Origin of the sequence: Sinorhizobium saheli (assembly GCF_001651875.1) — a bacterium.
Taxonomy (GTDB): Bacteria; Pseudomonadota; Alphaproteobacteria; order Rhizobiales; family Rhizobiaceae; genus Sinorhizobium; species Sinorhizobium saheli.
This window is the reverse complement of record NZ_LNQB01000083.1, coordinates 148846-160982: the sequence shown is the minus strand read 5'-3', so window position 1 is coordinate 160982 and position 12137 is coordinate 148846. Positions and strand designations below refer to the sequence as shown.

Below are 12137 nucleotides of genomic sequence, written 5' to 3'. Positions count from 1 at the left end.
GGACGGGAGCGACAGATATGGCACAGGGGTTTGTCGGACGCGCCAACGGTCGCTTCGCAAGCGCCGCAATTCCCGCCTCGCCGCCGCGCTCGTCGTCCGAGTCCGTCGTCGAGCGTTACATCGTCTACCTCGCGGTGTTTCTGGCGCCGTTCCTCAACCTCAAGACCGAAGTCGTGTACTTCACCGTCAGCGACGCACTTTACTGCCTGGCCTTCGGAATCCTTCTCTTGAAGGGGCGCCTGCCGCGCGATCCGCTCGGCGTGGCGGCGCCGTTCTGGATCGCAGCCTTCGTCCTGACCGTGGGCGGCCTTCTCTTGAGCAGTCTCTTCGTCGGCGATCCCGTGCGCGGGCTGGTGTTGCTCCTTCAGTATTCCTTCTGCTTCCTGGTGTTGCCCTATATTCTGATGGTTGGCGACGAGGACGAGGCATATCGGCGCATTCTGGTATTCCTTCTGGGCGTCTTCGCCCTGGATCTTCACGGTATCATCACGTTCTATACCGTCGGTTATGTGCCCGGTGCGGTGACGGTGACGGGAGGCAAGCGGCTCGCGACGCTGGTCGGGGATGCCAATGCGGCGGGCTGCTTGAACGCCATGGCGATCGTGGCGTCGCTTTGGCTGCGCTCGATCAAGCGGCTGCCCGTACTGCCCTTCGTCGGCTTCTTCGCCGTCATGGTCGTGGCTCTGGTGCTGACGAGCTCGAATACCGGCCTTATCGCGACCACGGTCGGTATCCTGGTTTATATGACGCTGACGTTCCGGGTCGGTCTCCTGGTCAAGCTCCTGCCGCTCGCGATCGTCGCGGCCCTGTTTCTTCAATTCGGCGGCGTCGACTATCTTCCCGCGACTTTCCAGAAGCGCGTCATGCCAGCGGTCGTCTCCGGGGACCTGTCGGAGGCCGGCACGTTCAATGACCGTAGCGCGCTGATGGTGGAGGCCCTGCATCTGATCGGCCAAAGGGGCGTGACCTGGCTTGGCATCGGGGCCGATCAGTTCCGGCTCTACAGCGTGCAGGAAGCGCCGGTTCACAACAGCTACCTGCTTGTCTGGTCGGAAGGGGGCATATTGTCCCTTGCCGGCTGGATCCTGCTTTCGTCGATCGGGATGATCCTCTGGATGCTCGCCTGGCGCGCAGGCATTGCTGCGCAAAGCAGGACGGCGGTCTTTGTCTACTATCTCGTCTTCGTCGCGATGGCGAGTGCCAACGCGCATATCTATCAGCGCTACCGGTATACGGCCCTGCTGCTGGTGATGTATCCGCTGCTGCTCGAATTCGCCCGAGCGCGGCAGGCTGCCGCCCGCAGCGGCCGTCATTGATGAGGCTCGTTCTCGCCGCAATAATTGGCGCGACCCGTCCGGTTAAACTTCGAATGTAGAAATTGCGCAGTATTTCACAGTCTTGCGGATATTGTGCCCGGACAGGCAGTATGGTGGTGACGGTTTCTGTTGTTCCCGGCGGGCGCGCATGGTAAAGAAGGCATTCCGATTTTTTTATGTTTTGATATTTCGATAACGCCGTCGGCAATTGATTTTTGAGTGGATTTGTCATGACCGAGTCGTCGTGGACCGTTCGTCATGCTCCGGTTGTCCCCTCGGTTGGACGGGCTCCCTGCTGGCCGGCATCGGTCGCGGTGCGCAGTGCGCCAGGCGAATACGGCCATTTTCGATCGTTCTGCCATCAACACATGGATCGGCGTCCGACAGGACGGAGAGGCTCTTGCACCGGCATGCGCGGTGCGGCGGGTTGTTGGCGTCCGCGCAATGCGGCGGTATCAACGGGAAATATTATTGCTGTACTATCGGCGATGACCGTAACGAAGCTTGAGGAAATTCAGTTGCTTGGCGTTCCTTCTTTCGCCGAGTGAACCAGTGCGGGTAACGGTGGTCTAAACTTTCAGAGCTTTGAGCCGGGCCTTGTCGATGCCCGGCGGGGGGTGAGCGTTATGCTGGTATTCGATCGGGAATTTGAAGCTCGCGAACAGCTGCGCCAAGGTGTTGAGACGAGCGTGGCGGTGGCGGCACGCGAACCTTCGGCTTACACGCTCGCCGACCTCCTCGAGATATTCCTGCGTTACGCCAAGCTCATCATCGGGATCGCCGTCTGCGGCACGCTCCTGTCGGTCGTCGCCACGTATTCCTTGACGAAGACCTATACCGCCTCCTCCACGCTGGTGTTCGACCGCAACGATACGCGCCCTTATGAATCGGTGCTGGAACTGCAGAATCTCGAGCGCGACAAATCGGCGATGGATACCGAAATGGACATGGTCGAGTCGCGCGAATTCCTGGGGTTCGTTGTCGACGACCTGCGGCTCCTCGAGGATCCCTACTTCAACCCGCGCCCCGCCGCCCAATCCGAGGGCGTGTCGTCATGGCTGCCGGCATGGCTGTCATTCGGGGACGCGGACGAGAGCGCGAGGGGCCGCCAGGACCTGCGCGAGCGAATTGCAGCGAGCGGTGCGCAGCGTGATCGCGCCATCACGCGACTGATCGGCTCCGTTTCCGCCGCCCGCAGGGGCGACAGCCTCGCAATGACCATCTCCGTTCAACACGCTCTTCCTGCGCGCGCCGCAGAGATCGCCAACGGCGTCGCATCCGACTACGTCGTCTGGACGTCGAGGCTGAAGGAGCGGGCGGCGAAGAACACGTTGAGCTACCTGCGGGTTCAGGCGGTGACGCTCGCGGATTCGATCGCGAAAAAAGAGCGCGAGATGGCCGAATTCACGACGCGCAGCGATCTGACCTTCGATCCGAGGGATGACGTGGTGCGGGCGCGAATGGAGCAGCTGAACGAGCAGTTCACGCTCGCGCGGGTCGATGAGGCCGGTGCATGGGCCAAGTTCAACGAGGCGCAGCAATTGCTCGCGACCAGCGTCGATTCGGTCGGGCGCGTATTGACCTCGGATCTGTTGAGCACCTTACGGACGGAGGAAGGACGGCTGCTGCGCACGAGGGCGCAGTTGACGGCGAAGTTCGGCAGGAACCACCCGCTGGTGATGGACGCGGACGCGGAGATCGCCTCCAACCGCCGTCTGATCGACGAGGAAGTCAGGCGCATCGTCCAGGAGTTCGAGAACGATGCCAAGGTCGCGAGCGTGCGGGTCAAGAAGTTCCAGCAGGAAGTCGGCCGGTTGCAGAAGGAGATGCAGGATCGCAACTTGAACGAGATCCGCCGAAGGGAATTAGAGCGCGACCTGCTGGCAGAGCAGAAGCGCTATGACGAGGTGGTGCTGCGGCTCGGCTCGTTCGACCCCGAGCAGGAAGAGGTGAAGGCGACCGCTCGCATGGCTTCCTTCGCCGAAGTACCTTCGGAGCCGTCCTTCCCCCAACCCGAATTGATCATCCCGGTCGGCGCCATCGCATCGCTCCTGGTCGCCGTCATGGTCGCCATCGCCTCGGATGCGCTCGACAAGAGCGTCAGGACCGCCAGTGCCGCCGAGGCGATCGTCAAGCGCCCGAACCTCGTGTCGGTTCCGAACGTGCAATCGGTGCTGATGCCGGGCGAGAGCCCCTACTATCACATGCTCGCCAATCCTCATGCCGCCTTCGCGCGGGCCATGCGCTCGCTCTGCCTTGCCTGGCGGGCGCTCGAGCCCGGCGCCGAACCAAAGGTCCTCATGCTCACCTCCGCGTCGGCCGGCGAAGGAAAGACCACTTGCGCACTGGGCATGGCCGCGATGGCGACGACCAGCGGCCTGCGCTCCGTGATATTGGACATCGATCCGAAACCGGACGGGGCGGCGGGCGTCCTCGGGATCGCCAACAGGAGCCTGTCGCTCGGAATGGTTGCCGAGGGCACGGTAGACCTCGACGCGGTGATCGCGGTGGCGCCCGAGTACCCCTTCCTGCGCGTCATCAGTTCCCGAATGGGGCTTCATGATCACGGCCGACTGTTCGACGAGCTTCGCCGCCGGTTTGATCTCATCATCGTCGACGCGCCGAGCTTCGATCGTGACGACGATGCCGTATGGCTGTGCACCCATGTCGACGCCGTGCTGGTCGTCGTCGCGGCGGAACGGACGCAGGAACAGGATCTGAAGGAGGCGGTCGAACGCCTTGGCATCAACCGGGCGCCCGTCGCCGGCATTCTCGTCAACTTCTCCGCCGTCCGGCGTGAAGGTTGGCGCCGCGGCGTGTCGAACTTGCTTCGATCGCTGAAGTCGACCCTCAATCGAAAGCTCGGAGGGGTGAAAGCCGCGCGCCTGCGTGCCTGGCGAAAGTCGTGAATGCGGCGATGCGCGGCGGCGATCTTCGTGCGCCCCGACGAGGCGCCCGCGCTGGAGCGGGCCGGTCGTGCCGAGCCGATCTCGGACAACGCGTCCGGAGCCTGCTGCTGTCGGGTCGTATGAAATTCGTGTAAAACGTGTCGATGGCGCTTCGACAGTCGGCGCGCGACAGGGGCCGTATGCATGAATACAGGTTCGACACGTTCCGGGAGGAGCGCTGTTCTCGTATCGGCCCTCCTTTTTTTCCTGACGCTTTTCGGTCTCGCCACACCACTGGCAGCGCAGGACGCCGTTGCGGGCGCGCCGCCGGCCAAGGTCCAGCAGCTCATCCAGTTGCTGGATGACCCGGAAGTGCGCCAATGGCTCGCGGCAAAGCAGGCGGCTCCGGCACCGGCCGTCCTCGGTGAGCCGCGCGGATTTGCCTCGCGATGGATCGCGGAGATCAGAAGGCACTTCACCGGGCTTCGCGACGCCGTCCCACGCGTGCTGCCCGAATGGCAGGCGGCGAAGGACCGGGTGACCGGCGACATGCAGAGTTACGGAAACATGCCGGTCCTCAAGGGCTTTGCCGTGGTTCTGCTGGTCGGCTATGGCGCCGAATTGCTGCTGGGCTACCTTCTCAGGCGAAGCGCGGCGCGCAATGCGGTTCAGGCGGGGGCCGGCCTGGCGGCCCTCGTCCGGGTCGCGCCGCTCGTCGTCTTCGCGGTCGCCGCCGTCGCTGCCTTCGTGCTTGCCGATTGGCCGCGCCAGTTGGAGGCTGCGGTGGCGCCGATGCTGATCGCCTGGATCGTGGCGCGCCTGCTGATTGCGATCGCCTCGGCAGCGCTGAAACCCGCGATCGAGGGAGCCACGCCGACCGACGCGCCGCCGCAGTCGTCCCTTGCCCCCGACGCCGCACGCTTCTGGTTCAGGCGATCCGTCCTGTTCATCTGCGCGCTCGCCTTCGTCTTCGCCGTCAGCGACGTGATGCGGGCGTTCGCATTCTCCGAGGACGTGCGCGACCTGGTGGTGGCCGTCCTCGGGATCGCCATCCTCGCGCTGGCGATCGATACGGCGCTGCGACGGCCGCGTGCCGAGATGACGCCGGCGCGTCGGCTCCTCAGCAACGCTTTGACCGTCGCCTTCCTGGCGCTCCTTTGGCTCCTCTGGGTCGCGGGCATGGAAGTGCTGTTCTGGATCGGCGTCTACATTCTCGGCCTGCCGCCGCTGCTGCGCTTCACGAGCACAATGGCGAGGTCGATGCGGGACGCCGAAGCCGCCGACTATGTGCGCGTGGTGCGCAATGTTCTGGTCGACCGCGGCGCAAGGCTCGCAATCATCGCGCTCGCGGCCGCGTGGCTCGCCGTTGTGCTCCGCTTCAACGGAACGGCGATGATGCAGGATGACGTCGCCAACCGCATCTTCCGCGGCGTGCTCGCCGGCGTCGTCATCCTGCTCGCCGCCGATCTCGTCTGGCAACTGGCGAAGGAATTCATCGATCTGCGCATGAGACAGGCGGCCGCGGAGGCCGCGGATCCGGCGCAGCTTGCCCGCGACATGCGCCTGCGCACGCTGCTGCCGATCCTGCGCAATTTCCTCGCGGCCTTCATCGCGGTGGTCGCCGTCATGATGGTGCTCTCCGGTCTCGGCGTCGAGATCGGCCCGCTGATCGCCGGCGCCGGCGTCTTCGGCGTTGCGATCGGCTTCGGCTCGCAGACGCTCGTCAAGGACATCATCAGCGGCATCTTCTACATGATGGACGACGCCTTCCGGGTCGGCGAATACATCCAGAGCGGCAGCTATATGGGGACGGTCGAATCCTTCAGCATCCGCTCCGTCAAGCTGCGCCACCACCGCGGTCCGGTGTTCACCGTGCCGTTCGGCTCGCTCGGCGCCGTGCAGAACATGAGCCGCGACTGGGTCATCGACAAGTTCAGGATCAACGTCTCCTACGACACCGACGTCGCCAGGGTGAAGAAGGTGGTGAAGGGCGTCGGTGCGGCCTTGCTGGAGGATCCCGAACTCGCGCCGCTGATCCTGGAAACGGTGAAGATGAAGGGCGTCGAGCAGTTCGGCGACTACGGCGTGACCCTGAGCTTCGCGATGAAGACGAAACCCGGAAACCAGACGCAGGTCCGCCGCCGCGCCCAGGCGATGATCAAGGAAGCCTTCAAGGAGAACAACATCCAGTTCGCCTCGCCAACCGTGCAGGTCGCCGGCGACGAGGCGCAATCGGCGACGGCGGCCGCCGCCGCGACCCGCGATGCGATCGCCAGAAAGAACGCGGCCGCGGCGCAGGGCGGGGAGGCGGCCGCCGAATAGCTTCGCTTGCGGGCCCATGTTGACATGGAGAGAGGAAGGCGGGATAGCTCGCCCCCGAATGAAGATCGCCTTTCATGCGCCGTTGAAATCGCCCGACCATCCTGTCCCCTCCGGCGACAGGCAGATGGCGCGCATGCTGATCGAAGCGCTGCGGCTCGCGGGTCACGACGCCGAGGTCGCCTCGCCCTTGCGCACGTTTTCCCGCGACGCTTCGGAGACGGCGTTCTCGGCGCGCCGCGACGAAGCCGAGCAGGAGATTGCCCGCCTTCGGCGACTTTGGCAGAAGGACGGGCCACCCGACGCCTGGTTTTGCTATCATCCCTATTACAAGGCGCCGGACCTCATCGGCCCCCGCCTCTCGGCGGAGTTCTCGATCCCCTACCTCACCGCAGAAAGCTCCTACTCCGACCGGCGCAACAAGGGCGGCTGGAAGCTTGCGCAGGACGAAGTCGCTGCCGGCGCACGGCAGGCGGTAGTCAACATCTGCTTCACGCACCGCGACCGCGAGGGTCTCGAAGAGGCGATCGCGAATGTGCGCTGCGCGATGCTCCCTCCCTTCATCGACGTGTCGCCGTTCAGCAAGCCGCCCGGGACAGCAGCCGACGCGTGCCGGCTCATGGCCGTTGCGATGATGCGTCCGGGCGACAAGACGGACAGCTACCGCATGCTCGCGCGCGCGCTCGCTCTCGTTGTCGGCCTGCCGTGGCGGCTGACGATCGTCGGCGACGGTCCCGCCCGGGCGGACGTGGTGGAAGCCTTCGCTGCGCTGCCCGCGGAACGGCTGGACTGGCGCGGCGAAGTAGAGCCGAGGGCGATCCCGGCCATTCTCGCTGGCGGCGATGTCTATGTCTGGCCGGGCTGCGGTGAGGCCTATGGACTTTCCTACCTGGAGGCGCAGGCGGCAGGCCTGCCGGTCGTCGCGCAACGGACGGCGGGCGTGCCGGAGGTCGTCCAGGACGGAGAAACGGGACTGCTGACGGCGGAAGGAGACATCGAGTCTTTCGCCGCGGCGCTCAGGCGCTTTGTCGGCGACGCGGCGCTCAGGGCGCAATTTAGCGAGCGTGCACGGCGCTTCGTGTTCGAGCGGCGTTCGATTTCCGCGGCGGCCGCGCGTCTCGGCGAGATCCTCGGTGAATTGGCAGGGGTGGAAAAATGACGGCGGCATCGATCTGGCAGCCGCTCGTCGACGCGCTGGACCGGCGGCGGACCGCAGGCGAGGTGGTCGATTTCTGGCTGCGCGACGACGATGCGATCGAGCCGACGGGAGCGCTTAACCGATTGCTGGAGCTGACGGAGCGCTTCTCCGTTCCGGCGACGCTCGCCGTCATCCCCGCGCATACGGACGAGCGCCTTTCCGATCGCCTTCGCGCCCGCGGCGACATCGAGGTCGCCGTCCATGGCTGGTCGCATCAAAGCCATGCGCCGGCGGGCGAAAAGAACCAGGAGCTCGGCGCCCACCGGCCGCGGGAAGCGGTCGTCGAAGAGCTCCGATCCGGCTTCGTCCGCCTTGCCGGGCTTTACCCCGCCCATTTCGTGCCGTTGCTTGTTCCGCCGTGGAACCGGATCGAGCCGAACTTCATCGGCGAACTGCCGACGATCGGCTTCCGGGCGCTTTCCGTGTTCGGCCCTGAAGCGAGCGGCAAGAACGCAGCCCTCTTCCGCCGGGCGGAGATCAAGGTCATCAACACGCATGTGGACGTGATGGACTGGCGCGGAACGCGCGGTTGCCGCGATCATGCGGCGATCGTTGCGGATACGGTCCGGCGCATCGATCAGCTGGGCGAAGGCGGCACCGTCGGCATCCTGACCCATCATCTCGTGCATGACGAGAGCGTGTGGGCGTTCCTGTCGACGCTCTTCGAGTTCACCGCCGCGCACCCGGCCTGCCGTTGGCGCAAGGTCGTGGACCTTATAGATCGATGACCTGCCGATCGCGGGCGGCGAAGGCGCCCGGGAAGAAGGTCTGGACCTCCTGCTCCATGGCGGCGAGTGCCGCATCGGTGCGCGAAGGGTCGTGGTGGAACATGGCGAGCCGCGGAATCCCCGCGGCCTTGGCGAGCTTCGACCCGTGGATGCCGGTCGAATGTCCATAGCCGCGATAGGCGGGCATCTCGCTTTCGAGATAGGTGCAATCATAGACCATGAGGTCTGCCCCGGCGATGAAGTCGAGGAGGGCGGGGTCGAGAATGCCGGGCTCGTGCTCGGTGTCGTAGATCAGCGCGACCGCCCGCCCGCCCCAATCGATCCGGTAACCGACGCAGCCGCCGGGGTGCACGAGGCTCATGGTGCGGACGGAAACCCCCGTGCGGGGTGTCAGCACGTCGCCCGGTCGGAAGTCGAGGCAGTCAAGGCTCGCCTCGCAAATGCCCGGGCCGACCGGGAACCAGGGCGGCCGCATGAACTCGCCGATCATTTCCCGGGTGGACATCGTGCCGTAAAGGTGGCCGGACCAGAAGCGGACCGCGCTGCTACAGGAATAGATCGGCTTGAAGTAGGGTAGCCCGATAATGTGGTCGTAGTGGCTGTGGGTGAAGAAGACGTCGAATTCGGCGATGCCCTCGGACTTGAGCGTGAGGCCGGCCTCGCGCAATCCGGATCCGGCATCGAAGATCAGGACCTCGCTGCCGCAGCGGACCTCGATGCATGGTGTGTTGCCGCCATAGCGCAGGAATTGCTCGCCGGAAACCGGCAAACTGCCCCGTACTCCCCAGAACCGCACTCGAAAGGTGTTTTCCTGCATTCCCGTTTCGGCTTCGTCCTACCCGCGCCGGCACCTTGCCTGCGGGTTATGCCTAGACAAGCACAGATCATGAGGGTCCTGCAAATGCAATTAACATCTCCTTGTTGTCGATTGCCTGTTTCGAGGCAGAAAGCCCATGTCAAACGCTGTCTTCAGGTTTAACGTGATCCAACCACCGGCGCGGCAAGTCGCTCCGCCGCAGTTCAAAAATTGATCATGGCGAGAGGTTTCGCATTCATGGCGCAGGCACCGGACATGCGGTTCTACGAGAGCCTTCCTCTTTTCGAGGCATTCGAAGGCGTTGCCGACGAGGCCAATTACCGGCCCCTGCCGGAGGGCTGGTGGCTTGCCGTTGCGGACATCGTCAACTCGACGGGGGCGATCGCGGAAGGACGCTACAAGAGCGTCAACATGGCAGGCGCCAGCGTCATCTCGGCGCTGATGAACGGTCTCGACGAGCGCAACCTGCCTTTCGTGTTCGGTGGCGACGGGGCGCTCGCCGCGGTGCCGGCGGCACTGGCGGCAAAGGCGCGCGAGGCGCTTGCCGCCGCCAAGACCTGGGTGGCGGAAGAACTCGGCCTCGAACTGCGCGCCGCGCTCGTTCCTGTTTCCGATGTCCGCGCCAATGGCCACGACATGCGCGTCGCTCGCTTCAGGGCGAGCGAGGGCGTGTCCTACGCAATGTTTTCCGGCGGCGGCGCCAGTTGGGCGGAGGCGCAGATGAAGGCGGGGCGCTACCAGATCACGGCGGCCCCTCAGGGCACGCGGCCGGACCTCTCCGGCCTGTCGTGCCGCTGGAACCCGATCGTCGCCCGCCACGGGGCGATCGTGTCGATCATCGCGGTGCCCGGCGAGCGCGGCAACGGCCCCGACTTCCAGGCGCTGATCGGCGATATCGTGGCGCTCGCCGAAGGGGAGGAGCGGGGCGGGCATCCGGTGCCCGAGGACGGCCCGGAACCGCATCTCTCGATGCGAGGCGTGAGCATCGAAGCGCGCGCCGTCGCGCCGAGGGGCCGGCGCTTGCTCACCTGGCCCTTCATCGCCGTGCAGAGCCTGGTCCTGTTCCTCTGCTTCCGGCTCGGGATCAATCTCGGACCCTTCGACGTCAAGCGATACGCGCGTGACCTCGCCAGCAATTCCGACTTCCGCAAGTTCGACGACGGGCTGAAGATGACGATCGACATCGGCGCCGACCGGTTGCGTCGCATCGAGGAGCGCCTCGTCCAGGCGGCGGCCGCCGGCATCTGCCGCTACGGGCTGCACCGGCAGGACTCGGCGCTGATGACCTGCATCGTTCCCTCGCCGATGAGCCGCGACCACATGCATTTCATCGATGGTGCGGCCGGAGGCTATGCCATGGCGGCGCGAAACCTCAAGGCTGCGCTTTTCGATGCGGCCCGCGAGCAAGGCGCGGACGCTGCCACGGCGGTCAAGCCTTGACGATGTGCTCGGCCGCAAGGCCGCGGCGCGCAAAGACGTTGCGCGTATCGACGATCAGCGGCGCCCAGGCGGCGAGCGCCGCATAGTCGACCGCGTCGTGGTCGGTGGCGACGAGCACCGCATCGAAGCGGCGGACCGTCGCCTCCTCGAAGGCGATCGAGCGGCGGCCCTTGAGCGCCATATGCTCCCGGGTCGCGGGGACCTCCGCCACGTGCGGGTCGTAGAAGGCAGCCTTGCCGCCGCGCTCCTCGATGAGTTCGATCAGCCTCAAGGAGGGGCTTTCGCGAATGTCGGGCACGTTCTTCTTGTAGGCGAGGCCGACGATGAGGATGTTTGAGCGGCTGAGCGCCTTGCCTTGCCGCCGGTCGAGCGCCTCGGCAAGACGCGAGACCACATGGCGCGGCATCGCCGAATTGATTTCGCCGGCAAGTTCGATGAAGCGGGTCGGCAGCTCGTATTCGCGCGATTTCCAGGTGAGATAGAAGGGATCGATGGGGATGCAATGGCCGCCGAGCCCGGGCCCCGGATAGAAGGGCATATAGCCGAACGGCTTCGTCCTGGCCGCCTCGATGACCTCCCAGATGTCGATGCCCATCGCCTCGTAGACGACCTTGAGCTCGTTGACTAGCGCGATGTTGACGGCGCGGAAGATATTCTCGGTGAGCTTGACCGCCTCGGCGGTGGCGTTCGAGGAGACCGGCACGACCGTCTTGACCACGGCGGCATAGAACCGCTCCATCAGTGCCGCCGCAAGCGGACCGTCGCCGGCCACCACCTTCGGTATGCTGGCGGTCTCGAACGTGCGGTTGCCCGGGTCTTCGCGCTCCGGCGAGAAGCCGACGAAGAAATCCGTCCCGGACTTGAGGCCCGTTTCCTCCAGGATCGAGCGAACGACGCCGTCGGTGGTGCCGGGATAGGTGGTCGATTCGAGAACGACGAGCTGGCCCGGCCGCAAGCAGGCGGCGATCGCCCGCGCCGTGTTCTCGACAAAGGAGAGATCCGGGTCGCGGTGCCTGGTGAGCGGCGTGGGCACGCAGATGACGATGACGTCGCAAAGCCGCAGCTCGGCGAAATCGGTCGTCGAGCGGAACCGGCCGGCGGCGACCTCGCGGCCGAGGGCCTCGTCCGAAACCGCCTCGATATAGGAGCGGCTGGCGTCGAGCGCGACGATCTTGGCAGGGTCTATGTCGAAGCCGGTCACCGGGAAGCCGGAGCGCGCGACGGCCACCGCGAGCGGCAGGCCGACATAGCCGAGGCCGATGACGCCGACGCGGGCGCTGCGCGCCAAAATCGATTCGTGAAGCCTGTCGTGATGAGGGGAGGTCAAGATGCGTTTCCAGGTTCAGGGCGGGCGGCGGTTCTCACCGCATCGGCCGCCGGATGTATCCCGTTTTGTTGGCGAGAAAGCGCGGCCAAGTCAAGCGTGCCCCA

The 12137-nt window shown here is 65.3% G+C and carries 8 protein-coding genes; 6 read left to right on the top strand and 2 right to left on the bottom strand.

The annotated features are described in order from the left end of the window. The first annotated feature begins 17 nt into the window (after positions 1–17). The 5 genes from ATB98_RS20540 to ATB98_RS20520 all read left to right on the top strand — a co-directional run bounded on the left by ATB98_RS20540 (position 18) and on the right by ATB98_RS20520 (position 8449). Positions 18–1316, top strand: a complete 1299-nt coding sequence (locus tag ATB98_RS20540) for an O-antigen ligase family protein (RefSeq protein WP_084435632.1) — start codon at positions 18–20, stop codon at positions 1314–1316. Positions 1317–1942: 626 nt separating this feature from the next. Then, entirely contained in the window at positions 1943–4225 is a 2283-nt protein-coding gene (locus tag ATB98_RS20535) for a GumC family protein (RefSeq protein ID WP_066876848.1), read from the top strand. 183 nt (positions 4226–4408) lie between these two features. Beyond that, positions 4409–6526: a mechanosensitive ion channel family protein gene (locus ATB98_RS20530; RefSeq protein WP_066876847.1), complete on the top strand. Its 2118-nt coding sequence runs from the start codon at positions 4409–4411 to the stop codon at positions 6524–6526. A 58-nt stretch (positions 6527–6584) separates the two neighbouring features. Next, positions 6585–7682, top strand: a complete 1098-nt coding sequence (locus ATB98_RS20525; RefSeq protein WP_066876846.1) for a glycosyltransferase family 4 protein — start codon at positions 6585–6587, stop codon at positions 7680–7682. Continuing rightward, on the top strand, positions 7679–8449 hold the full coding sequence (locus ATB98_RS20520; protein ID WP_066876840.1) for a polysaccharide deacetylase family protein: 771 nt from the start codon (positions 7679–7681) through the stop codon (positions 8447–8449). Before ATB98_RS20525 ends, ATB98_RS20520 begins: the two co-directional genes overlap by 4 nt. Here ATB98_RS20520 and ATB98_RS20515 read toward each other — a convergent pair. Beyond that, positions 8436–9266, bottom strand: coding sequence for an MBL fold metallo-hydrolase (locus ATB98_RS20515; RefSeq protein WP_066876839.1), 831 nt, complete (start codon positions 9264–9266; stop codon positions 8436–8438). The two genes, ATB98_RS20520 and ATB98_RS20515, sit on opposite strands and share 14 nt — an antisense overlap. 237 nt (positions 9267–9503) lie before the next feature. Here ATB98_RS20515 and ATB98_RS20510 point away from each other — a divergent pair, with 237 nt between their 5' ends. Next, the gene (locus ATB98_RS20510) at positions 9504–10706 is read left to right on the top strand and encodes a DUF3095 domain-containing protein (RefSeq protein WP_066877404.1); all 1203 of its coding nucleotides are present in this window, start codon (positions 9504–9506) and stop codon (positions 10704–10706) included. On the opposite strand, the gene ATB98_RS20505 is transcribed toward ATB98_RS20510, so the two are convergent. Continuing rightward, positions 10696–12033 carry a nucleotide sugar dehydrogenase gene (locus ATB98_RS20505; RefSeq protein ID WP_066876838.1) on the bottom strand — a complete coding sequence of 446 codons (1338 nt, stop codon included), beginning with the start codon at positions 12031–12033 and terminating at the stop codon, positions 10696–10698. The two genes, ATB98_RS20510 and ATB98_RS20505, sit on opposite strands and share 11 nt — an antisense overlap. Between the last annotated feature and the right edge of the window lie 104 nt (positions 12034–12137).